Genomic DNA, 23,945 nt, shown 5'->3' with positions numbered 1-23,945 from the left:
AAGGAACCTAGCATGAAAGGAATCGTTCTCGCCGGGGGCTCCGGCACAAGGCTCTACCCGCTGACCATGGTCACCAGCAAGCAGCTCTTGCCGGTCTACGACAAGCCCATGATCTACTACCCGCTTTCGACCTTGATGCTCGCGGGCATCCGCGAAATCCTCATCATCTCGACGCCGACGGACCTGCCGAATTTCGAGCGCTTGCTGGGCGACGGTTCCGCGATGGGCCTCAAGCTGAGTTACAAGGTGCAGCCGAGCCCCGATGGCCTGGCACAGGCGTTTATCCTGGGCGAGGAATTTATCGGTAACGACTGCTGCGCGATGGTGCTGGGCGACAACATCTTCTACGGCAACGGCTTCAGCCCGCTTTTGAAGGCCGCGGTGAAAAACGCCGAAGAGAACGGACGCGCGAGCGTGTTCGGTTACTACGTGGAAGACCCGGAACGTTTCGGCGTGGTGGAATTCAACGACAACGGCAAGGTGATTTCTGTGGAAGAGAAGCCGAAGGAACCCAAGAGCAACTACGCGATTACGGGTCTCTACTTCTACGACAACCGCGTGAGCGGATTTGCGAAGGCCCAGAAGCCGAGCGCCCGCGGGGAACTCGAGATTACCGACTTGAACAAGACGTACCTCGACAGGGGAGAACTTGACGTGAAACTCCTGGGCCGCGGCTTTGCCTGGCTCGATACCGGCACGATGGACAGCCTGATTGAAGCGGGCGAGTTCGTGAAGATGATCGAGAACCGCCAGGGCATCCAGATTTCCGCAGTGGAAGAGATTGCCTACGTGAACGGCTGGATTAGCAAGGAAAAGTTGCTCGAGTCTGCCGCCAAGTACGGGAAGTCTCCCTACGGTCAGCACCTGCGCAAGGTCGCCGAAGGGAAAATCAGGTACTAGAGAGAGTGTCATCCTGAGCGAAGAACCGTAAGGTTCGAAGGAGCAGGATCTAGACAAGGAGTAGTAAAATGAGAAAGAAAGTTGGCTTGATTCTTGTTGCGGCAGCGATGTGCGCGTTTACCGCCTGCAGCCAGGAAAGCGCTCAGTCCAAGACGGGCGAGAAGGGCGCGCAGCCCGAGGCGGCGGCCCCGCAGGCAGCATCGAAGTCGCTTGTCGTTTATTACTCGCAGACGGGTGCCACCAAGAAACTCGCGGAAATTTTCCAGAAGGCAAAGAACGCCGACATGTTCGAGATTGCGACGGTGACTCCGTATCCCTCAACATACGACAGCACGATTGCCGCAGTGGGTGCCCAGCGCGAAAGCAAACAGTGGCCCGCACTCGTGAACGCAAAGGCCGACCTTGCGAAATACGATACGGTGTATCTCGGTTACCCGATCATGTTCGGGAGTTTCGCCCCGCCGGTCTATACCTTCCTCGACTCGAACGATCTTTCGGGCAAGGTGGTGGTGCCGTTCTGTACCTACGGGAGCGGCGGCCGCAAGGCATCTGCCGCAGAACTCAAGACGCTTGAACCGAACGCGAACGTGACGCTTGCTTACGGGATTTCGAACAAGCGAATAACCGCGGAAAACGGTGCGGAAGTTGCTGCTAAGGAAGTCGAAGGTTTCTTCGCGGACCTTGCCACCGGCAAGACGGACGAAATGCTCATGGGCGGCTTTACCGACCAGAGGGCGCTTACTGCGGAAGATTCTGCGGTGTTTGCAGTCGCGACGAAGGATTACGCCTACTTGAAACTTGCTCCGTTGAGCGTTGCCACGCAGGTCGTCGCGGGTACGAACTACCTGTTCGTGTGCACGACAAGCGGGTTCAACCGCCCGCCGACCGAAACGCTTGTAAAGATTTTTAAGCCGCTCCCGGGCCGTGGCGAACCGGAACTCATCGTCATGGAAAAGTAGAGTTTGCGGAAAGTTTCCCGCAGTCTATGAAAAAGCCTCCGTTTCGTCGGAGGCTTTTCGTTTAGGTTCTACTGCCTAGCGGCAAGTTCCTCAGGTGTGCGCGCAAGAATATCCCAGTCGCCGCGCTTGATTATCTTGTATGCATAACCCTGTTCGGTGAGGAACAGTTGGCGGTTCATGGCGAATTCCTGTTCCTTGGAATCCTGCGTCACGATGCTGTAGAAGTGCGCCGCACCGCCGTCGCTCTTGGGGCGCAATACGCGGCCCAGTCGCTGGGCTTCTTCCTGGCGGCTTCCGAACGTTCCCGAAACCTGGATGAGCACGTTCGCGTCGGGCAGGTCGATGGCGAAGTTGCCGACCTTTGAGACCATCAGGTTCTTCTGGCTGCCGTCGCGGAAGGCGGCGTACAGGCGTTCGCGTTCCTTGTTCGGAGTCTTGCCTGTGATGAGCGGAATCTGCAGGTCTTCGGAGAGGGCCTCGAGCTGGTCGATGTACTGCCCGATAATCAGCACGCGGTCGTCGGGCTTGTTGAAATGCTTGAGCAGGCGCTCCACGATGTCCGTCTTTTCGGGGTTCGTCGAGGCGAGCGTAATCTTCTCGCGGATAGGCGCGAGGGCGTACTTCATCTTGAGTTCCGCTTCCATCGGGATACGAATCTCGTTACAGTCGGCAGTGGCAATCCAGCCCTGCGCTTCCAGGATGCGCCACGGGATGTCGTACTTCTTGGGGCCGATAAGGCTGAATACTTCCGTTTCCTTGTGGTCTTCGCGCACGAGCGTCGCTGTAAGGCCAAGACGGCGGGTCGCCTGCATTTCGGTACTCAGGCGGAACACCGGGGCGGGGAGCAGGTGCACCTCGTCGTAAATCATGAGGCCCCACTTCTGCTGGCTGAACAGCGGGAAGTTTGCGAGTTCCTTTTTCACTTCCTCGTCGCTCATCTCGAGTTCTTCGGTTGCGTTCGCGTTCTCGTCCTTCTTGACGCGCTTCCTCTGGGTCAGAATCTGGTAGGTCGCGACGGTTACCGGGCCGATTTCCTTGACTTCGCCGGAGTATTCCTTTACCATGTCTATGGTGAGGTCAGTCTTGTCGCAGATTTCGCGGATCCACTGGCGGCTTGCCGAAATGTTCGGCGTGAGGATGAGGGTTTTAGTTTGTACCAAAGCCATCGTGGCAAGGCCAATCACCGTCTTGCCCGAACCGCAAGGCAGCACGATTACGCCCGAACCGCCTTTCTCGGAACCGCTCGCATAGAAAATCTGTGCCGCTTCTTTCTGATAGTCGCGGAGGTTGAATTCCTTTCCGCCGAGGGTAGTCTTGCGCAGGTGGATGGGGAGCGGGTCGCCCACGGTGTAACCCGCGAGGTCCTCGACCGGGAACCCGGCGTTGGTGAGCGCCATCTTGATGTGGCCGCGGCGTTCGCCGTCCATAATGGCGTGCGTGTCGTCGATGAATTCCTTCACGTACTCGGCGACTTCGGGCAACTTGCAGATTTCGACGAACATGATCTTGTCGTCGGATTCCATGATGAGGTTGCCGCAATCGTCCATCTTGAGGCGCAGCAGGCCGTAGCGGGCCATGTAGTCCTCGATTTCGGTAATGACGCTTTGCGGGATGGGGTAGCGGCTCTGGCTTTCGAGGCGTTCCAGCACGTCGGGTGCGCGGAGTCCGGTCGCTGCGGCGTTCCAAAGGCTCAGGTGCGATATCTTGTATGTATGCAGGTGCTCGGGGCTCTTGACCAGTTCGGTGAAGGGAGCAATCGCGTCTCGTGCCGCTTCGTAGGAGGGGGAATCGACCTCGACCATGATTTCGAGGTTGCTCTGAACAATAATGGCGCCATTCGGATTCATAGGGCGCCAAATATAGTAAAAAAAGCGTTTTTTGGTTAGGGGGCGACCCGCGCGCGGACCATCACGGATAAAAGAAAAACCCCGGTTCCTTGCGGGAATCGGGGCTTTCGAGCCACCCAGCAGATTTGAACTGCCGACCTGCTGATTACGAATCAGCTGCTCTACCAGCTGAGCTAGAGTGGCATAGCGGGGTCAAAAATAGCAAAAGGGCGTTTTTTTGTCAAGATGGGGGGCCTTCAGTTGGCAAAGTCGGCGAGTTTTTCTATGTTTGGCTTACGAAATTTCAAAATGGAAGTCGAAAATGGCTAACGAATCTAACCAGAATAATTCTGAAATCAAGGAATTTTTTGTCCAGCACGGTACCAAGGTGCTCGTTGGGCTTGTCATTTTGCTCGTGGTTGTCGCGGGTATCGTCCAGTTCAGGGACAGCCGCAAGGCTGCCGCCATCGAACAGACCGAGCTCCTGGGCAAGGGCTACACGCTCCTCTACGCGAACGAGAAGGATGCCGCCCTCGCCGAATTCGAAGCCCGTATCCAGGCCGGCGACGTGAAGGGACTCTCCCTTGCGAAGGCCGCCCTCTTTGCCGGCAACATCAAGTACGAGAAGGCCGACTACGACGGTGCTATCGCGCTGTTCCAGAAGTCCATCGACAATGCGGGCGATGTCGCGCTCGTGCGTTCGGCCGCCATCCACGGTCTGGCCGCCGCCAAGATGGAAAAGGGTGACCTTTCCGCTGCCGCAAAACTGCTCGAAGACTTCGTTAGCGAATTCGGCAAGCGTACGGGCGACAAGGAAGACCGTTTCCAGAAGGAAGAACCGCTCGACGAAACTCCGCTCGTTCCGGATGCCATGTGGAAGCTCGTTCTGCTCCACAACGAACTCGGCTCCAAGAACAAGGCGAAGAACGTTGCCGAACGTATCATCGAGGTCTACGGCGACAATACGCAGTACGCCGACAAGGCCAAGAAGTTCCTCGCGAGCATCTAGGATTTAACGGATTCGCGGGCTAGGCGAGTGCGAACTTCCAGCCGATAGCGAAAATCGCGAAATAGATAGCGACCCACACGAGATCAACCAGTTTGGTAGGCGTTCCCCAGCGGAGCGCCTTCTTTTTGGGGATGAATCCGCAGAAGAGCCCTGCGATAAACCCGTAGGCGTGGCCGAGAATGTCGGCGTTTTCGCCAAGCCCGAGGAATACGGCGAGCGAGGCGGCTCCGCACAGCGGTGCGAAGCGACGGAGCTGGCCGTGGGTCTCCCTGGGCATGAGCCTGAACTCGATTACGGCAAGTGCCCCGATGGCGGCGAACACGAACGTGGAGAACCCGAGGGAACGGAAGTCCGTCTGCACGGTGAGGACGGTGCAGAAGTTTGCAAGTGCGCTTGCGATAGCGAGGAAGGGCGCCATACGGGCGAGCGGCGTGCGGTACGACAAGAGGGTGAGGACGATGTAGCCCGAAAGCAGGTTGCTTGCAATGTGGCGGGCGTCGCCGTGCAGTGTAAGGGCGGTGATGGTTCGCCACCACTGCCCGTGCATTACCTTGTCGGCATCGGAAAGGCCGAGGCTATGCATGCGGGCGACCTTGCCCGAAAAGTCGAGAAGCGTGCAGACCACGGGCACGAGTAGCACCCACGCGGGTTGCAGGCTCAGGCTGAGCGGCAACGGCGGGTTTTCTTCCCTCGGGGGATTTTCCTTGCGGTAGAGCTCCAGCTGGTGTAATGCCTGCGGTTCGTATTCCGGCTTGACAAAAATCTCGAACGGCCCTTCGGGGCTGCGTTCTAGCCGGTGGACAATGCCCTGCGACAGCAGTACCAGGCTGTAGTCGCGAATTTGTCTGTAAGTACCCTCTGCGATGCGGGAGGATTCCTCGGGAACTTCCTCGGCGGGGGTGTCTACGGGATTCTCGTTTTCTTGCGGTACCTGGTCTGCGCGGTGCGGGTCCGGAGGGACTCGCATGTAGCGTGGGCGTAGGGGTGACATCAGACGGGGCATGTTTTCAATATAGCAAATTGCCTTGTCGTGGAACCGTTGCGTGTTTTATTGCTTTGGCGGGGCCGCCGTGAGTCAGGGAACCGCCTTTTCGCTGTATAGGAGCGAGCACAGGAAAAGCCCTGTCGAGAATTCAAATCCTTCTAATTCGCCCTCCGTTTCAAGGCAGTCGGGCAGGTTGTAGAAAACGGTGCCTCCCGCGATTAGGCTCTCGTCTATGAAGGTAAGGCCCATTATTCCCTTGTACTGCAGCGCTTCCCTCCGGATTCGGAGCGTGTTGGGGCATAGGCTGTCTGCAGGAACGTTGAAGATGAACTTTTCCGATTCCCCGAAGTAAAGACAGTTCGTTGAACCGTCCTCCTGGGGCATGTCCATTTCCATGATGCCGTCAATACAGTTACCGCAGTCGTCACAACCATCGAGAAGGGCTACGCAAACAATCAGGAATGCGGCTGCTGCAATTTTGCCGAAGGTGGGTCTTGCCATAAAATTTCCCTATATCTTACTATGATATCGTAGATAAAGGGAGTTTTGTCAAGTAAAAAGTTACCTGATGGCCATTGCTGTTTCGATGTGTTTTTTGGGGACGCCGATTGAGCGGAAGTATTCCGCAATCTTCTTGTCTCGGGCAGCGAATTTTCTTTTCGCGCGAGCTTCGCCTTTTGCCTCGCCTTCCTCGTATCCTTCGCGGCGGGCATAACTCATGCACGCATTGAATTCATCCTTGTCGATCATACCTGTCGCGACCTCCGTTATGAACGTTTCTGTAGCCTTCTTGACCAGTAACTGCCTGTAGACTGCCCTCACGACCTTGTCGATGCCCCGCGGCACGGCCTTTGCCGTCGGCAGGTTCCTGAAGAGTTCTATCCACTGGTTTTCCGGCGAAGTCGCCTCCGTCGGGATGTACTTGGTCAGGTCTATGATAATATACCTTTTCTTGGGGTAGATAGTCAAGGGGTGCGAGTTTCCCACGTCGGAGGTGCGGAAAAGGGCGAGTTCTTCGTGAAATTCCCTGCAGAACGGTACCGGGAAGTTGCAAATCCATATGGAATAGACCGTCGGCATGAGGTAGGGGTGTTCTTTCCGCTGTTTCTTGCTCGCTTGGGCATCCAGGGAGAGTTTCGCGTTGACGGAAAGGAGCGTGGAATATAGCTCGATGCGGTCCAGGAAGTCTTCCTGGGTCGCACGTTGCATCTCGATGTCGATGAACCTCCCGTCGGCAGTCCTTGCGTGGATGTCGAATAGGATTTTCTTTTCCTTGCCTGCGAGGTTACGCATCTTGATTGCGGGCTTGAGGTGCCCTACGGACTTGATGCGGTTCTCGCCTTCCAGGTGGAGGACCGCGTTCAGGAAGTGCATTAGGTTCGTCTTGCTCCTGAATATTTTCTTGAATACGGGGTCGTATGTCGGGTCGAAAAACTTGTGCTTCCGAATCTCCTCGACCTTCTCCCGAATTAGTTGTTTACTTAACCGACTCATCCCCCTTATGGTGCAAGAATCGTGCCAAAAGAAAGGTGGCGAATTTGCGCGAAAAACGACAAGTCCAAAGCTAGGATACCGGTGATTAATCGCTTAAATCACTGATTTATTGGTTTTAATCAGAGGGCCTTCGCGGCGGAGGTCATGGCGAACTTTCCTGTCGCGGATTCACATTCGGCGCGCAGGTAGGCGAAGTCGTCGAAGTGGATTTCGATGTCGCTGCTTGCGGGTGCGGCGACGAGGCTTTCTATGCAGAGTTCCTCTTGCTTCGCGAGCTTGCCGCCTGTAGTGTAGCGGCGCCCGAATATGCGGATGTAGCGGAATGCCCCGCCAAAGTCGTTCGTATTGCGGGCGTGGAATATGATTCCCTTGCTCCCGTGGATGCTTGCGCGTTCCCACCAGAGGGCGGGCCCGTCGGTAATGTAGCAGTTGTCGCCAGCGAAGGCTGCGTTGATGTTTTCTTGCGTGATGACGGTGCCATCGTCACCGGTAAGACGAGGGGGGCTTACCACCGTCCGCACCTTCCCGAAGATATGGTCGCGCGTGTGCCGGAGCGTGCAGAGCGGCGTCGCGACGGAGGTGGTGTCGTTCAGGTCGCCGTGCGCATCGTTGCCGCCAATCGGGAGCAAGAAGTTCCCCTTGCCGAGTTCTTCGATCCAGAACTCGCGCCCGAGCTTGAAGCCTTCGTCGCGAATTCCGTTCCAGAACTGCAACCCGCGTATCTTGTGGGCTGCGTCCAGATTCAGGTCCTTGTGACTCCAGTACCCGCGCCTAAAGATGAATTTCTCGAGCAATCCCATCTGCTGGAAGGGGTGCGCCGCGAAGCAGTGCGCGCCTGTCGCCTGCAGGAGTTGTGGAATCTTCATCGTGGGCTTGTTGTCGAGCCAGTAGCGCCCGCAGTCGCCGAGCCCGGGCAGGTAACCGTCCGGGGCGAGGGCGAGCATGTGAACGTTCTCGCCTTTGCTGTTGCCGGCAGAAACTTCTTCGCCCGCGAGTAGGAGGGGCATGCCTTCGCCGGAAGGGAGCGATGCAATCTCGTCGCGGAGCGCCTGGAAGCGCGGTGCGGGCGAAGGCGCTTCCTTCGTGTAGTCTTCTTCGGAGAATGCGAAATCGTAGGCGTGATCGGTACAGCTCACGAAATCGAGCCCGATGGCCTTTGCCGCCTGTTGCAGTATCGCGGGAGAGGCCCCGTATTCCACGTGGTCGCAGGAGTATCGCGTGTGGCAGTGCATTTCGCCGGCGATAAATCCGGGGGCCTTCGGCGGGTCCTGCGCAAGTACCTGTATCTTTAGCGGGGCGGGTTTTAGCCCGGGCAGGTTCCAGCGGACAAACGTTCTTACTTTGTCTGTAGTACCGTTCGTTGACGTGTCAATACGGCGGGCAGTCACCTTGCAACGGATATCGTAATTGCCCGCAGGGAGCGTTCCCAGGTTCACAGGGAAAAACCCGAACTGTTCCGTAGCGCGAATGTCTAAATCTATAGTCCTGTTTGGCACGAAATTTGCGACCGCCAAACTTTTGGCATCCGACAAACTTGCAACACCTGACAAACTTGAAGCATCCGCCAAACCCTTGGAACTTATTTCAACATCCATCTTCTCGATGAGTGTCGGGAACCGGTGCGCGTCACGCACGACTATCCATAGGGTAGGTTCCGCTCCGGGTATAAACTGGAAGGGCGCGTCCACGATTATTTCGGGCCACGGCCTGTACAGCAGCGACCAAGGCAGCCGGAACTTGAAGTGCGTTTCCGCGTACTGCGGCTTTTCCCCCGGGAGCAGGCTCATTATTCCGCCTTCGGTTGAATCTTTTCTGCAGGCGGTTCGGCCGTGGTTGCCGGTGCAGTTTCATTACCCGCGGCATCTCCGGCGTTTTTCTCGGCGGCTTCGCTGCTAGGCGTAGCGTTCTCGACCGGCTTTTCCGCCGGCTTCGGCGCTGCAGTCGTGTCGGTGGCCGGCTTCGGCGCTGCAGTCGTGTCGGCGACGGCTGTCGCGTTGCTCGCCTTTGCATCCTTGCCTTTCGCGACGGCGTCCTCGAGCTTCATTGTGGGCATCTTGATGAGCCCGAAGCTCATGCGGATCTGCAATTGCAGGCCTCCGATATCCCACTTGGCCTTCTCGGTCGGGCCATCCGGAACGATGTCCGCAAACGTTTCCTTCGATTCCACCTTGATGGTGCTGAACCCGATGTCGCCGAACACGTTGAGTCCGTTCCAGCTTGCTATCAGGTACCCGAGGCTCACGCCGAAGCCAGCGCCCCAGGGCTTGTTGTTTGCCTCGAGCTTGCCCCAGGTGGTGTAGATTTCCGTTCCGGGGAGAGTCCAGTACCAGCGTACGGCGACGCTGAACAGTCCACCGTTCGAAAGCGTGATGAGGTTCCCGGGTATCGCGAGCCTGTATTCCAAGAATGCGGGGACGCCCTGGATGGTGTAACTGTAGTTGTGCGCCTTGTTCTTGCGGTCAGAAAGCACCACCGATTCGTTGTCGTAGATGAACCCTATGCCCGCGCTCAAGAAGTGTCCGTCCGTCACCTGGTACTGTAGGCCTGCCGTGACCGGGAAGCAGAAGTTCACCTTCTGGAAGTTCTGCTTTGCCACGTACAGCGATTCCTCGGCGTCGACCGCCTGTGACTTGAACTCGGCGTAGATGGTGTCGACGGCGTTCTGGAAATACTTGCGCTGGTCAAAACTCAGGAATGAAATGGAAGGCTGCGCAAAAACGGAAAGCCTGGAAAGGTCGCGTGTGGGCTTGGATTCCTCGTCATCGGCGATTGCGCCCGTCGCACAGAGCAGCGTGGCGAATAGCACGAGGATGGACTTGAAACCCGCATGACGCATAAGAGACCTAGTTCAGCATTTCGCGTTCTTCTTTCAGGATGCGCTTCTTTTCGGAATCCTTCTTCATGCGCTTCTCGAATTTTTCTTCGGCCTTCGCGATTTTTTTTTCGGTCTTTTTGAGGAGCTTGTGACCGTCCTTGTCGTCATCCTTGAGTTCGAGCTTAGCCATGTTCAGGTATTCGCGTGCGGCTTCGAACTGGTCGAGGTCGGTGTATGCCTGCGAGGTGAGGAACAACGCTTCCTTGCGGCGCTTGGACTGCTGGTAGGTCTCGAGGAATTCCTTGAAGTAGATGACTGCCGCCTGCGGCTTGTCCATGCGCAGGTAGAGTCTTGCCGTCTGGAATTCCTTCTCGGCGATGCGTTCCACGAGTAGCCCGTAGTAATAGTTTATGGAATCGCGTAGCGGGGTATCGGGATGGTTCGAGAGGTAACGCTCGAAATCCTTCATGGCGACGGTGGTGTTCGCCTCGTCGCGGCTCACGCGGAATTCCATGTTGAACGAGCAGATGGCCTTCTTGAACTCGGCGGATTCCGCAAATGGGGAGCCGGGGAAGTTCGCGATGAAGCTGCCGTATTCGCCGCGCGCCTCGATCCAGTTTTCCAGGTTGAAGTGACTCTCGGCGAGCAGGAACGAAGTCTGTTCCAGGTAGCCCGTACCGGCACAGTAACTCATGATTTCTTCGGCCTTGTCGATGACGCGTCCGTACTTTTCCTTCTTGAAGAGCTCTTCGGCCTTGTCGTACTTGTTCTTGCAGAACTGCGTGTGCGTTACCCTGCCCGAAGAATCGGAGGAGCAGCCGCTAAAAATGGCTACGCTAAGAAAAATGCTTGAGAACAGTGCTGTCTTTAGGGTCAGTTTCATTTTTTTTCTTCGGTTAATTCTAATTTTTCACCGTTAAAGTAGAAAAAATCGAACGTAAGGAAAAATGATTCTAGTCCGTTATGTGTTGAAAGAGCTTATTGGTCCGTTCCTGGCGGCGCTTTTTGGCATAACGTTTTTGTTTGTTGTCGATTTTCTTGTAAAAATTCTTGATAACGTGCTGTCGAAGGGCCTGCCCGCATCGACGGTGCTCGAAATATTCGCGCTGAACCTCGCATGGATGCTTTCGCTCTCGATTCCGATGGCGGTGCTTGTCGCATGCCTCATGGCTTTCGGGCGCCTTTCGGGCGACCACGAGATTACTGCGGTCAAGGCGGCAGGTGTTTCCCCCTTGTCGCTCATGCGCCCCGTGATGCTTGTGGCCTCGCTCCTTGTGGTGCTCATGATTCTTTTCAACAACTGGGTATTGCCCGAGGCGAACCACCGCTCCGTAGAACTCATGAACGCGGTCTCGCGCAAGAAACCGCACGTGTTTATCGACGCGGGGCGCCTGATTACGCAGTTCCCGGACGTACACCTGTGGGTAAACCGCATCGACCCGGTATCGGGCGTGCTTTACGGCATCCAGGTGTACGAGATGGAAAAAAAGGGCGCGCCGAGGATTGTCTATGCCGACAGTGCGACGCTCGACTACGTGGATAACGGTGCTACCCTCATGTTCAGGCTCCGCAGTGGCGAGACGCATACGGTGGACCCGGACAAGCCCGAGAACTATTTCCGAATCCGCTTCTTCTCGCAGGACCTTGCCCTGCAGAACGTGGACGACCGCCTGGAACGCAGGAGCCGCAGTTACCGCAGTGACCGCGAGATGCCCGTCGAGATGATGATGGACGTGGTGAACGAGGCCCGCGCGAAGTACGATACCGTATCGCAGGTCGCCTTCGAAAAGCGCCTGCCGACCCTCGTCGCGACCCGCGACTACGTGAAGGGCGATAGCATTGTGCCTCAAGATGCAAAGGGTGCGCTGTTCCCTGATTCTGTCCAGAGGCGCAAGTCCCTGCAACGCCTGCGCATGCAGGAGATTTCTTCGTTGCGCAATACGGAGAGGCTGTGGGGCCGCATGGAATCCGAACAGAAGCGTGCCGCGCAGTACCTGGTCGAAATCCACAAGAAGTTCAGCACCTCGTTCGCGTGCTTCATTTTCGTGCTTATCGGTGCTCCCCTCGGTATCATGGCCCGCAAGGGCGGTATCGGTACGGGCATCATCTACAGTCTTGCGTTTTTCGTGATTTACTGGATTTGCCTTATCGGCGGCGAGAACCTGGCCGACCGCCTTATCATCTCGCCGGAACTTGCCATGTGGGCGTCGAACATCATCATCGGCGTGTTCGGCATATTCATTACGGTGGCGATGGTGCGTGACCGCTTTACCGGCGATTCCAAGTTCTTCAGGTTCATGAGGGCGGCGGGCCGCAAGTTCCGCTCCATAGGGAGGGGCCGCGCATGAAGTTTTCAAGGTACCTAGTCTGGAATTTCCTCAAGATGTTCCTTATCGTGACCATCGGTGCCATCTTCATGTTCGCCGTTATTGACTTCGTGGGCAACATCAAGACATGGCTTGCCCGCGATACGAAGGACGCTCTCGACTACTACTTCTGCTACCTGCCGTACATGCTGTACCTTATCACGCCGGTTTCGATGTTTATCGCGGTGCTGGCTTCGGTGGGTAACATGTCTCGCCATCTCGAGATGAGCGCCATGCAGAGCTCGGGCCAGAGCCCGCTCAAGACGCTGTTCCCGATATTCTTTTTGGGCGTGCTCGCCTCGATAGGTTCGTACGAGATGAGCGAACACTGGCTGCCCGACGCGAACCACAAGCGCCTCGAAATCATGGAGACGAACGCGCAAAAGAAGAAGAACCCGCGCATCAAGGAAAAGAACGACTTCACGTTTATCGACAGCGAGAAGGCGAGCTGGTTCTTCAAGTTCTATTCGGGCAAGGCGAAGATGGGCCGCGACGTGGTGCTGCTCCTGCGCGAGCAGGGAAGGCTTGCGGAACGTTACGACGCGAAGACGGTGCGCTGGCTCGAACCCGATACCACGAAGCCCGATTCCCTGCGCGAGGAACCGTGCTGGCTGTTCGAACGCGGCATGAAGCGCGTGTTCAACAAGGACGGCTCGGTGACGGTACTGACGTTCCACAGGGAAAAAATGCTCGGGAAGGTGTTTACCCGGCCCGAGGACCTCATCAACGAACGCCAGGTTTCCGACGAGATGGACTCGAAGATGGTGATGGAACGCATCGAGGTGCTGAAACGCTCCGGTGAAGATACGCGTGCCATGGAAACCTCGCTGCACTTCAAGCGCTCGGCCCACTGGATGAACCTGATCGTGCTTCTCATCGGGGCGGCCCTTTGCCACAGGTATAGTCGTTCTGGAGGGCTATCCCAGAAGTTCGGAGTTGGCCTGTTGCTCGTTTTTAGTTATTATATTCTAGAAAGAATCGGATTGAAGATGGGTGAAAACGGGGCGCTGTCGCCATTCCTTGCCGCATGGATAAGCCATTTCCTGTTCGCGGGAGTCGCCTGCTCCATGCTCTACCGTTCATTCCGGCTGTAAGTTTCAGAGGACGCAGATGCAGATGTCGATAATCTTGTTCGTTGTTGCAGGCTTCCTCCTGGGTCTTTCGCTCCAGGGAGGGATGTTCCTGTTCCTGATCCCCTTTGCGGGTGTCGCCGCGGCTCTCGGTTACATGAACCTGCCGCGTATTCCCGGCGGAAAGACCGCGTCGCTCCCTGTGGTGGGGAGTGCAGTGCGCGCTACGGGAATTACCCCTGCCGTCACGCCCGAACTCAAGAATTCCTTCGGGGATTCCGAGACCGATTACAACGAGCCCGGTTCGACCCTCCGTGTAAACCAGGTGTGGGCGCGCGCCGATGCCGACGTGAAAAAGGCCTTCGGTGATATGCTCGAGGGCCTCAAGCGCATTGTCCCGAACGTACATTCCCTCGTGGTCTTTTCGCCCCTCAATTCCATGAAGGAGTGGGGAATCCGCGCGTATGCCTGCTCGAATCCCGAGGCGAAGATTGCGACCGACGTGAAGATTACCGAGAATACGGGCCTTATCAGCCAGCTTTTCCGCCTCGACGTGAACCGCCTGCTCGAGGGCGACCTTTCGGGCGGCAAGCCTCTGCTCTACTACATCGATAACCCGATGATCAAGTCCGTAGTCGCGGTCCCGATGCTTGACCGCGGCAAGAACCGCGTGGGTGCTGTCGTGATGGATTCGCTCTACCCGAGTGCGTTCAACCAGCATACGGCGCAGGCGCTTACCTACATCGCGAGCACGCTCTATACGCTCTATTTCAAGAGTTTTGTTTCGGCGAAGAACTACATCGAGCAGCAGCAGTTCAGCGTGCTGTACCATTACCAGCACCAGTTCTTCAAGAACATGTCGGTGAAGGAAATCTACCGCCAGATTTCGGAATACGTGAAGGGCAACATTCCCTTCGACCGCATGATGATTCTGGCCCTCGACCGCCAGAACGACTACAACCTGCACCAGGAACGTACGGGCCGCGTAGTGAGCTGCTACGGTATCGATGCCGACCAGTTCGAGAACAAGACATTTACGCTTTCCGACAAGGGCCTTGCGATTCTCGCGCTGTACCATAACCGTCCGGTAGAACGCACGTTCAACCAGTCGGCGTTCAATGCGTACATCCCGCGTATCGACAGCCAGGAAAAGAAGAACATGGATATCCGCCAGCTGTTCGTGATGCCGGTACCTTCCGACGCGAACGCGGAACAGGCAGAACTCGCCATCTGTCTTGAAAGCCGCCGGAGCGACCGCTATTCCGAACACGAGATGAACCTGCTCAAGGCTTTTGCGGGTGTTGCGGGTTTTGCGTATGCGCGTGCCTGCCAGGTGGAACGCGACAAGGACCTCGCGACGCGCGACGGCCTTACCGGGCTTATCAACCACCGTACGCTCCACGAGAACCTGCGTACCGAGAAGATTCGAGCCGACCGCCAGAAGTACAATATCGGCGTGCTCATGATGGATATCGACCACTTCAAGAACGTGAACGATACCTACGGCCACCCCATCGGCGATGTGGTCATCAAGGGAATCGCGGGTGCCATCAGTGGCGAAATCCGCAAGGAAATAGACATTGTCGCCCGTTACGGTGGCGAGGAGTTTGTCGTTGGCCTTGTCGATACGACCCCCGAAGGGATGATCGAGACGGCGGAACGCATTCGCCATGCGGTAATGAAGCTCGAGTTCGACGTGCACCAGCAGGACCCCCTCCGCGTGACCGTGAGCATCGGCGCCTTCCTCGTGACGCCCGATTTCCACGACATGAAGAAGGCGGTAACTTATGCGGACCAGGCGCTCTACAAGGCGAAGGAAGGCGGCCGCAACCAGGTTATCCAGTACACCGACAAGACGGCCGAGCACGTTGCCGTTGAGCAGGGAGTCTAGTCGTGTTTACGTTGCTTGACTGGGTAGTGCTTGCTGCCTACCTGTTGCTTTCGCTGTTTATTGGCCTGTGGGTTTCCCGCGGCAACAAGAATCTCAAGGAATACATGTTCGGTGGTGGTTCCATGCCGTGGGTCGCCGTGGGCATAAGCCTCATCGCGACATCCGTGAGCGCGACGACATTCCTCGGTGCTCCAGCCGACGTGTACGGCGACAACATGACGTTCCTCATGTTCCAGATTGGCGCTCTCCTGAGCATCGTCGTCGTGGGCTTTGTGTTCATTCCTCGGTTCCGCACGTCGGGCATTTCCAGCGCGTACGAACTTTTCGAAGTGCGTTTCGGCTCGAAGGCTGTGCGCCGGCTTGCCGCGGTGTTCTACAGTCTGCACCTGCTGTTGCGTACGGGTATATTGCTTTATGCGCCCTCGCTCGTGCTGGCGCAAATCCTGCACATAGACTTGAAACTGGCCATTGTCGTTTCTGCCGCGGTCGCAATTTTCTACACGTGGTTCGGCGGTATCAGGGCCGTCATCTGGACCGACGTGATGCAGTTCTGCGTGTTCTTTGGCGGTGGCGTCCTGGTGCTCGTGCTTATCTCGAACGCGGTAGGCGGTTTCGGCGAGATGGCGGCCATGGCGAGCGAGGCCGGCAAGACAAAGTGGTGGGACGCCTCGATGGATGTATCCAATGCACGCACGCTTATTTCGGCGGGCTTTGCTTATGCGATTCTTGAAATTGCGATACGCGGGTGTGACCAGCAGTTTGTACAACGTTATCTGAGCTGCAAGGACGTGAAGGCGGCGAACCGTTCAAGCGTGCTTTCGATGGTGCTCGGCTGCTTTGTCTCGATTCTTTTCTACTGGGTGGGCGCCGCTCTTTACGTTTATTATCAGAAGGCGCATGTCGCTAGCCTCCCCGAAAGTGTCGGGCAGAACGACGTGTTCCCGTACTTTATCGTGAACGGCCTTCCGTCTGGTGTGACGGGATTGATTGTCGCCGCCATTTGCGCGGCGGCCATGAGCAGCCTTTCTAGTTCCATCAATTCGCTCAGCAATACGTCCGAACGCGATTTTCTCGGCTGGGACGAATCTGCGGGAATGGGCGGGCTCAAGCGTGCTAAAATTTGGACGGTGGTCTGGGGCGTACTCGGCGTGTTCTTTGCACTCTTTGCCGCAACGCAGCAGGGGAGCCTCCTCAAGAACGCCCTCTTCTTTACGGGACTTTTTACAGGCCCGCTTCTCGGCATGTTCCTCCTCGCGTTCTTCGTGAAGGGCCTCAAGAGTTGGCAGGTGATTGCCTCCGTACTTTGCGGCATGGGGAGCCTCGTGCTTATCCAGGGTATCCCCGCCTTTGGCGTGCCTGCCGTTTTTGATAAAGTCTTCAGCTGGCCGTGGATGCCGTTCATCAGCATGACGACCACCGTGCTCGTCGCCGTCGTGCTCAAGTTTGCGGCGCTCCTGTTCGCGAAGAAATAAGTTGATTTTCCCAAAAAAAGGAGGTCTAAACGATGATTGCAAAACTGCTTAACATCATCTGTCTCGTGTTGTTGATTGCCTGCGCGTGCGTCCTTATCCGCACAGTGAAGGCCGAACCCGCGGTTGTACCTGCGGTTTCTTCTGACGGTACGACGGTGTACGACGTCCCGAAAATCGAGGTCTCGGTTTCGGAGTCCAAGAAGTTTGCCGCCGACAAGTTCGAGATGGGCTTTAGCCTTGAAATCCGCGGCAGGGACAAGGAAACTGTAACCAGGCGTCTGGCGGAACGCCGCTCTGTGATTTTCGAAAACGTGAAGTCGCTTGAAATTCCGCAGTCCAACGTGGAGCAGAACAGCGTGGATGTCCGCAAGGAATGGTCGTACCGTAGTGGAAAGCGGGAACTTGTTGGCTACGTGGCCACGCAGAATTTTGTCATTACGGTAAATCGCAAAATTGATGCCGCCGCTCTCGTGCAGGCGCTTGCGGCCGAGCCGGATGTCGAAATCCATAGGACGGCGGCCCAGCTTAAGGATGTCGATGGCGTCCAGTCGCAGGTTATCAAGGCTGCGGGCAAGAAGGCGCTGGCGAAGGCCCGCGACTATGCCGAAGGTGTTGACGCCAAGCTCGGTCGCGTTCTCCAGATTAACGGGGAAGGCGGCGGAATTACCTACAATCGCAGGTACCGCACGAATGGCCTCATGATGGCGAAAGCGGCGATGTTGGATGGCGCTGCCGAAATGGGCCCCGATGAAAACGCCATCGCCGATTCCGTCGAGGTCAGCGCTTCTGTCCGTATTGTCGTGGAACTGAAGTAACCCCCAAAACTACTGCTCAAACCGCTTTCCCTTGTCAACCCGCTGGGGCGAAAATAGCCCCTTTTTGGGGGTGTGAATAGTTTTCCGGAGCCCCCGAAACGGCTAAATGTTTGTGCCATAGGGAGTTGGATTTTTCAAAACCCGACCAGCGGTCGAGGTCCGGCTACAACCATTTTACAAGTTGTTGATAAGTTTTTCGTATTATTACAAAAAAATTACTGTTTTTTTGAAAAAAATCATTCTTTTGCCAAAATGTTTTATTATCTTATTACCTACATCTTGTGGTGGCGGTTCGACCTCTTGCACAAGATGTAGTGTGTTGAACTTTTTTTTGGATTGGTATGATTTTTACAGTTAGGAAGCGTGACGGCCGCGAAATGCCGTTCAACATCGAGAAGATTTCTGACGCCATTATCAAGGCCTTCCGCGCCTCTGGCGAACTCAACGAACAGATCAAGGCATCCCAGGAACAGATTGACCTGCTTGGCCACGAAGACGTTTTGAGCAGTACTGCTCTAAAGGTAGCCGCCTACGCCGTGGGCCGCCTCGAGGCCGAAGGCAAGACCAAGCCGGACATCGAAGAGATCCAGGACGCGGTCGAAAAGGCGCTTACCGACAACAACTATGCCGATACCGCCAAGAGCTACATCCTGTACCGTGCCGAGCGTACCCGCATCCGCGAGGTGAACACTCGCCTCATGCACACGCTCCGCGACATCACGTTCAGTTCCGCGAAGGAATCCGACCTCAAGCGCGAGAACGCGAACATCGACGGCGATACCGCGATGGGCACGATGCTCAAGTACGGTAGCGAATCTGCGAAGCACTTCTACACGATGATGATGCTCAAGCCCGAGCACAGCCGCGCCCACATGGATGGCGATATCCATATCCACGACCTGGATTTCTACTCGCTCACCATGACGTGCTGCCAGATTGACCTTATTAAGTTGTTCAAAAACGGGTTCAATACCGGTCACGGCCATCTCCGCGAACCGAAGGATATCCGCAGCTACGCTGCCCTTGCGGCGATTGCCATACAAAGTAACCAGAACGACCAGCATGGCGGCCAGTCGGTGCCGAACTTCGACTACGCGATGGCGAACGGCGTGCGCATCACCTACCGCAAGGCCTACCTCTCTAACATGGTGAAGGCCCTCATCCTCTTCACCGGCAAGGAAGAAGAGGAAATCATGCCTATCGTGAAGAAGCTCCATTCCGAAATGGAACAGATGGGCATGGTGGCGACCCTCGTGCCGAACGAGAAGTTCGTGGAAACCGAAGCCCGCGAACTTTCCAAGACCTTCGATACCGAGATGGTGATGAAGGCCCAGAAGTTTGCCGAGAAGCAGGCCTACGAAGAGACCGACAAGGCTACCTTCCAGGCGATGGAAGCGTTTGTCCACAACCTGAACTCCATGCACAGCCGCGCCGGTGCGCAGACTCCGTTCTCTAGCATCAACTACGGTATGTGCACCGATCCGGAAGCCCGCATGGTCATGCGTAACCTCCTCCTCACTACGGACGAGGGCCTGGGCGGTGGCGAGACTGCCATCTTCCCGATCCAGATTTTCCGCGTGAAGAAGGGCGTGAACCTCAACGAGGGCGACCCGAACTACGACCTGTTCAAGCTTGCCTGCAAGGTGAGCGCGAAGCGCCTGTTCCCGAACTTCAGTTTCCAGGATGCTCCGTACAACCTGCAGTACTACAAGCCGGGCCATCCGGAAACCGAAATCTCTTACATGGGCTGCCGTACCCGCGTTATCGGCAACAACTACGATCCGACCCGCGAAATCTCCTACGGCCGCGGCAACCTGAGCTTCACCTCCATCAACCTTCCGCGCATCGCCATCAAGATGCGCTCGGTGGACCTGTTCTTCAAGGAACTCGACCGCATGCTGCAGCTCGTGAGCGACCAGCTCATGGAACGCTTCGCCGTGCAGAGCCGCCGCAAGGTCAAGAACTTCCCGTTCCTCATGGGGCAGGGCGTTTGGATTGATTCCGACAAGCTCGGCTGGGAAGACACGGTGGGCGAGGTCATCAAGCACGGCACGCTCTCCATCGGCTTTATCGGCCTTGCCGAAACGCTCGTCATGCTTACGGGCAAGCACCACGGCGAATCCGAAGCCAGCCAGGAACTCGGCCTCAAGATTATTGGCCACATGCGCGACTTCTGCGACAAGGAAAGTAAGCGCCTCGGCCTCAACTTCAGCTTGCTCGCTACGCCGGCGGAAGGCCTTTCGGGCCGCTTCGTCCGCATGGACAAGAAGAAGTATGGCATTATCCCGGGCGTTACCGACCGCGACTACTACACCAACTCGTTCCACGTGCCGGTGTACTACAAGATTTCGGCCTTCAAGAAGCTCGCTCTCGAAGCCCCGTACCACGCGCTCACCAACGCGGGCCACATCAGCTACATCGAGCTTGACGGCGACCCGACGCAGAACCTCGACGCTTTCGAGAAGATCGTGCGCTACATGGCCGAGGTGGGTATCGGTTACGGTTCCATCAACCACCCGGTTGACCGCGACCCGGTCTGCGGTTTCGTGGGAGTCATCGGTGACACCTGCCCCCGTTGCGGACGTAGCGAAGGCCATTACATTTCTGAAGAAAAACTGAACGAACTCCGGAAGAAGTTTCCGGGAATGCCTGCTTTCCGTGGCATTAGATAAACCATTTTAACCAAGGAGTAAAAACATGTCCGAAAAAGAAAAATCTCTCTATGGCGAAGGCGTGTGCTTCGAACGCATCCGCCGCATCACGGGTTACCTCGTGGGTACGGTTGACCGTTTCAACAACGCAAAGCGTGCCGAAGTGAACGACCGCGTGAAGCACGGCGTATAACATGGACGAATACCCGCGTTTGCGGATTGCCGGTATCGAGCCCGAATCTTTCGTGGACGGTCCCGGAATCCGCATGGTAGTGTTTACCCAGGGGTGCCATCACAATTGCCCCGGGTGCCAGAACCCTCAGACCCACGATTTCAACGGGGGTCATTTTATTGATATCGAGGAAATCCTCTCGATGCTCGACGAGAACCCGCTTCTGGACGGTGTCACGTTCAGCGGTGGCGACCCGATGGACCAGGCTGCGGCGCTCATCCCGCTTGCAAGCGCCATCAAGGACCGCGACAAGAATCTCGTGATTTTCACGGGATACACGTTCGAGTACCTGCAGCAGCACTGGGAGGAAAAACCGGAATTTCTGGAACTGCTCTCGTATGCCGATATCCTCATCGACGGCCCGTTCGTCATGGCGAAAAAGTCGCTCGAACTCAAGTTCCGCGGGTCCAGCAACCAGCGCATCATCGACGTGCAGAAGAGCCTTTCCGAAGGGCACGTGGTGCTTCACAAGATCCAGCTTCAGGAGATGGAAGAACATCCGGACTGGCATTTCGGGTAAAAAATGCCTTTTTTGTGGGATTGTGGCATTCCCGTAGCAAAAAAAATAAGTTCTCGCCCGGTAAAGGCGGGAATTTTTAATTTATATTAAGAAAACAAAATGTTTAGGGCCTTAAAGGGAGAAAATCCATGAAAAGATTATTTGCCGGCTGTGTTGCCGTCTCTTTTGCCACGATGCTTGCGGCTTGCGGTGACGATTCTTCGTCCACTTCCCCGGATACTTCCGGAAACGAAAGTTCTTCCTCGTCTGCCGTCATCCTGAGTGGCGACAGTCACGATGAATCCAGTCCGTCGTCTTCCAGCGAACTTCCGCCCGATACGACGTGCTGCAAGGTAAAGGAGTCTTCTTCTTCAGTCGCTTCGAGCGAAAGTCGCGCCCTGGTTTCGGGGGGAGTCTGGCCTAAGTTCCTTTGGGACGGTTCCGCTGATGAGGAAGGTCGCGTAGTGACCGGAAGTGACGGTGAAATGGCGGGATATTGGTATGAAATCAACGACATTGACGATGGCGGCTCCTCGAAGTTTACCTTTCCGCCGGACATTAAAAAAGCGTGTGACGAAAACTGGTATACCGGCACCTGCTACGAATTCATGATGGAAACCTATGGCGGAATAAAGGAAAAGGTTGTTTTGGGCGCTGGTGCCGAAGTTCCGCACGTAGGCCTCGGCTTCAACATCCTGAATGAGGAACAGGAAGGTGCCGATGTCTCGGAATGGGGTGGTCTTTGCTTAGAATATTCTTCTGACCTCGATTTCAATGTCTGGCTTCAGGCAGAAGATGGAACTTTGACGATTGACTGTCAACTTGCTTACCATCTAAGCGCCTCGGATTCCGTGAAAATGGTCGATATCCCTTGGAGCAAGTTCGGCTCGAGTTGCGGTTTTGGAATGGATATCGATGCATCTAAGGTCCTTGCAAATGCGGCTGCGGTCCACCTGCGGTTCAATGGCAAGGCGGGAGATACGGGTGATTTCCTTCTCAAGAAAATCGGGTCGCTCGGACAGTGCGGCTCCGGTAGCGTTCCGGTGTCTTCGTCCGCTGTTGCGCCGAAGTCTTCTTCGTCTAGCGTTGTGGAATCGTCTTCCAGTGCCAAACTCATTATCGGGAACATGCTCTGGGATGGCTATAACGACCGCGGTGAAGGTCAAGTTGAAACGGGTGGTGACAGCCGCACTTCTGGGTACTGGTATGAATTTAACGATCGCGTTAAAGGAGGGGCTTCTGCACTTCAGTTCCCGTCCGATATTGATACGCTAATTTATGGTTCTCCGTTCCCGGAACTCATTGAAAAACACCACGGAATTGAGCTGGGAGTCAAGTTCGGAGATGGCTACGAAAAACCTTATGCGGGTGTGGCTTTTAATGTCTGGAACGAAGAACAGGAAGGTGTGAATGTTTCTCCGTGGGGCGGAATTTGCCTTCAGTACAAATCATCTATTGATTTCGAGATCGAGCTTGGTCTTGAAGACGGTGCAATCCCGACGATGGGGTCGTGTAGCTTTGTGGCGAGCGTTCCGGCTTCTACAAGCGAAAAAATCAGCGATTTTGTCTGGGAAAAGTTCAAGAACAACTGCGGTGCTGGCGTAAGCCCCGATTTAACGGATGCCTTGAAAAAGGTTGCTTCTGTTAGGCTGAAGTTCTCGGGCGCGGCCGGGACTACGGGAGAATTCCTCATTGAGCGAATCGGGGCAGTAGGAATGTGCCACGATATGATACCTGCCGGGCCGTAGTTTTTTTGGGGAAATAGGTGAACACGATGAAAAAACTTTTTGTCGGCTGTATTGCCATATCCTTTGCCGCGATGCTTGCTGCTTGCGGCGATGACGACAGCGATTTTGCGACTCGCCCTTCGGAAGGTTCGTCTTCCAGTGTGTGCGAGGATTGTGACGAATCGTCATCCAGCAGTGAGAGCGTCATCCTGAGTAGCGATAGCCACGAAGGATCCTGTAGCAGTTCGACAAAGTCCAGCAGCAGCGGAGCCAAATCGTCGTCATCCAGCGTCACACCGAAGTCGAGCGATAGCGAGACAAGTGTGTCCAGCAGCAGTGTAAAATCAAGTAGTTCTGTCGCATTTAGCAGTTCGACAAAGTCGAGCAGTTCAGAAAAAGCAGAATCATCTTCTAGCAAGGTCACTGAGCCTGCCGAAGTGACGGCCGGAACCATGATAGATTCCCGCGACGGGCAGACGTACAAGACTGTCACCATCGGCACGCAAACTTGGATGGCCCAGAATCTCAACTACGAAACTGCGAACAGCTATTGTTATGCTGACAATGCAAGCTACTGCTCCAAGTACGGTCGCCTTTACACATGGGCGGCGGCTATGGACAGCGTGGGTACATGGAGTGCAAATAGTAAGGGTTGTGGCAAAGGCAAGGCCTGTTCACCGACTTATCCGGTACAGGGAGTGTGTCCGAGTGGCTGGCACTTGCCAACAAAAGCGGAATTCGAAACTTTGTTCACGGCAGTCGGCGGTCAATCAACCGCTGGCAAGATGCTCAAGTCTACAACAGGTTGGAAGGCGTATAGAGGCATCATCAACGAGGATGCCTTCGCCTTCTCCGCGCTCCCTGCCGGCTACAGGAACAACGACGGGGATTACAGCGTCGAGGGCGACGACGCGTACTTTTGGAGTTCTACAGAGGGCAATAGCAACAATGCGTACCTCATGGACTTGAACTACTACTTCGGCGATGCGTACCTGGACTTCAACTACAAGGACTACGGGTTTTCTGTTCGTTGCCTCAAGGACTAGAGGCGACGACAGCAGCGGTCACTAAGTTTACTTGAGCGGCTATTTCCGAGGTGCAGTAGTCATCTATTTTTCCACTTGTTTTTCTGCTCGCACTTTTGTATATTGTCTCCAACACCAGAAAGGGTGCTATTATAGGATCGCTTCCGTGCAATGCGGGGCGGTCCTTTTTGTTTTTAAAACGGAGACAA

21 protein-coding genes and 1 tRNA gene are annotated in these 23,945 nt (G+C 55.8%); 13 read left to right on the top strand and 9 right to left on the bottom strand.

The genetic code is table 11. The annotated features are described in order from the left end of the window. The first annotated feature begins 12 nt into the window (after positions 1–12). On the top strand, positions 13–900 hold the full coding sequence (gene rfbA / locus BUB22_RS09685; RefSeq protein ID WP_073114955.1) for a glucose-1-phosphate thymidylyltransferase RfbA: 888 nt from the start codon (positions 13–15) through the stop codon (positions 898–900). Between the two features lie 68 nt (positions 901–968). Then, positions 969–1,859, top strand: a complete 891-nt coding sequence (locus BUB22_RS09680) for a flavodoxin (RefSeq protein WP_073114954.1) — start codon at positions 969–971, stop codon at positions 1,857–1,859. Positions 1,860–1,927: 68 nt separating this feature from the next. Here the strand turns inward: BUB22_RS09680 and BUB22_RS09675 are convergent, their stop codons facing one another. Beyond that, the gene (locus tag BUB22_RS09675) at positions 1,928–3,706 is read right to left on the bottom strand and encodes a DNA repair helicase XPB (protein WP_073114953.1); all 1,779 of its coding nucleotides are present in this window, start codon (positions 3,704–3,706) and stop codon (positions 1,928–1,930) included. Between the two features lie 110 nt (positions 3,707–3,816). Further along, positions 3,817–3,889, bottom strand: a tRNA-Thr gene (locus BUB22_RS09670). A 118-nt stretch (positions 3,890–4,007) separates the two neighbouring features. Between BUB22_RS09670 and BUB22_RS09665 the strand changes: the two genes are divergently transcribed. Next, a complete protein-coding gene (locus BUB22_RS09665) occupies positions 4,008–4,694 on the top strand; it encodes a tetratricopeptide repeat protein (RefSeq protein WP_073114952.1) in 687 nt (228 codons plus the stop codon). Positions 4,695–4,713: 19 nt separating this feature from the next. On the opposite strand, the gene BUB22_RS09660 is transcribed toward BUB22_RS09665, so the two are convergent. From BUB22_RS09660 to BUB22_RS09635, 6 genes are all read right to left on the bottom strand, one after another. Next, a complete protein-coding gene (locus BUB22_RS09660; protein ID WP_073114951.1) occupies positions 4,714–5,697 on the bottom strand; it encodes a rhomboid family intramembrane serine protease in 984 nt (327 codons plus the stop codon). A gap of 72 nt (positions 5,698–5,769) precedes the next feature. Continuing rightward, positions 5,770–6,180: a hypothetical protein gene (locus tag BUB22_RS09655; RefSeq protein WP_073114950.1), complete on the bottom strand. Its 411-nt coding sequence runs from the start codon at positions 6,178–6,180 to the stop codon at positions 5,770–5,772. A 60-nt stretch (positions 6,181–6,240) separates the two neighbouring features. Then, the gene (locus BUB22_RS09650) at positions 6,241–7,173 is read right to left on the bottom strand and encodes a PD-(D/E)XK nuclease family transposase (protein ID WP_073114949.1); all 933 of its coding nucleotides are present in this window, start codon (positions 7,171–7,173) and stop codon (positions 6,241–6,243) included. A gap of 119 nt (positions 7,174–7,292) precedes the next feature. After that, the gene (locus BUB22_RS09645; protein ID WP_073114948.1) at positions 7,293–8,960 is read right to left on the bottom strand and encodes a PHP domain-containing protein; all 1,668 of its coding nucleotides are present in this window, start codon (positions 8,958–8,960) and stop codon (positions 7,293–7,295) included. Beyond that, positions 8,960–10,009 carry a hypothetical protein gene (locus BUB22_RS16720; protein ID WP_073114947.1) on the bottom strand — a complete coding sequence of 350 codons (1,050 nt, stop codon included), beginning with the start codon at positions 10,007–10,009 and terminating at the stop codon, positions 8,960–8,962. Before BUB22_RS16720 ends, BUB22_RS09645 begins: the two co-directional genes overlap by 1 nt. A gap of 7 nt (positions 10,010–10,016) precedes the next feature. Continuing rightward, a complete protein-coding gene (locus BUB22_RS09635) occupies positions 10,017–10,871 on the bottom strand; it encodes an outer membrane protein assembly factor BamD (protein WP_073114946.1) in 855 nt (284 codons plus the stop codon). A gap of 64 nt (positions 10,872–10,935) precedes the next feature. Between BUB22_RS09635 and BUB22_RS09630 the strand changes: the two genes are divergently transcribed. The 10 genes from BUB22_RS09630 to BUB22_RS09585 all read left to right on the top strand — a co-directional run bounded on the left by BUB22_RS09630 (position 10,936) and on the right by BUB22_RS09585 (position 23,757). Next, the gene (locus BUB22_RS09630) at positions 10,936–12,336 is read left to right on the top strand and encodes an LptF/LptG family permease (RefSeq protein ID WP_073114945.1); all 1,401 of its coding nucleotides are present in this window, start codon (positions 10,936–10,938) and stop codon (positions 12,334–12,336) included. Then, a complete protein-coding gene (locus BUB22_RS09625) occupies positions 12,333–13,448 on the top strand; it encodes an LptF/LptG family permease (protein WP_073114944.1) in 1,116 nt (371 codons plus the stop codon). Before BUB22_RS09630 ends, BUB22_RS09625 begins: the two co-directional genes overlap by 4 nt. A 16-nt stretch (positions 13,449–13,464) precedes the next feature. After that, positions 13,465–15,315, top strand: coding sequence for a sensor domain-containing diguanylate cyclase (locus BUB22_RS09620; protein WP_072808844.1), 1,851 nt, complete (start codon positions 13,465–13,467; stop codon positions 15,313–15,315). A gap of 2 nt (positions 15,316–15,317) precedes the next feature. Further along, a complete protein-coding gene (locus BUB22_RS09615) occupies positions 15,318–16,787 on the top strand; it encodes a sodium:solute symporter (protein ID WP_073114943.1) in 1,470 nt (489 codons plus the stop codon). Between the two features lie 32 nt (positions 16,788–16,819). Next, positions 16,820–17,602, top strand: a complete 783-nt coding sequence (locus BUB22_RS09610) for an SIMPL domain-containing protein (RefSeq protein WP_073114942.1) — start codon at positions 16,820–16,822, stop codon at positions 17,600–17,602. Between the two features lie 341 nt (positions 17,603–17,943). Continuing rightward, complete coding sequence (locus BUB22_RS09605; protein ID WP_073114941.1) at positions 17,944–20,274, top strand: anaerobic ribonucleoside triphosphate reductase; 2,331 nt, start codon at positions 17,944–17,946, stop codon at positions 20,272–20,274. A gap of 25 nt (positions 20,275–20,299) precedes the next feature. Then, on the top strand, positions 20,300–20,446 hold the full coding sequence (gene nrdD / locus BUB22_RS09600; RefSeq protein WP_072808836.1) for an anaerobic ribonucleoside-triphosphate reductase: 147 nt from the start codon (positions 20,300–20,302) through the stop codon (positions 20,444–20,446). 1 nt (position 20,447) lies between these two features. Beyond that, positions 20,448–21,005 carry an anaerobic ribonucleoside-triphosphate reductase activating protein gene (gene nrdG / locus BUB22_RS09595; RefSeq protein ID WP_073114940.1) on the top strand — a complete coding sequence of 186 codons (558 nt, stop codon included), beginning with the start codon at positions 20,448–20,450 and terminating at the stop codon, positions 21,003–21,005. A gap of 128 nt (positions 21,006–21,133) precedes the next feature. After that, positions 21,134–22,732, top strand: a complete 1,599-nt coding sequence (locus BUB22_RS09590; protein ID WP_073114939.1) for a hypothetical protein — start codon at positions 21,134–21,136, stop codon at positions 22,730–22,732. A 26-nt stretch (positions 22,733–22,758) separates the two neighbouring features. Further along, positions 22,759–23,757: a fibrobacter succinogenes major paralogous domain-containing protein gene (locus BUB22_RS09585; protein ID WP_073114938.1), complete on the top strand. Its 999-nt coding sequence runs from the start codon at positions 22,759–22,761 to the stop codon at positions 23,755–23,757. Here the strand turns inward: BUB22_RS09585 and BUB22_RS16900 are convergent. After that, positions 23,747–23,945, bottom strand: a 199-nt coding sequence (locus BUB22_RS16900) for a hypothetical protein (protein WP_217650369.1), incomplete at its 5' end; no start/stop codon positions are given. The two genes, BUB22_RS09585 and BUB22_RS16900, sit on opposite strands and share 11 nt — an antisense overlap.

Source organism: Fibrobacter sp. UWCM, from assembly GCF_900129735.1.
In the GTDB taxonomy this organism is placed as follows: domain Bacteria; phylum Fibrobacterota; class Fibrobacteria; order Fibrobacterales; family Fibrobacteraceae; genus Fibrobacter.
This window is presented reverse-complemented; position numbering and strand designations above follow the sequence as displayed.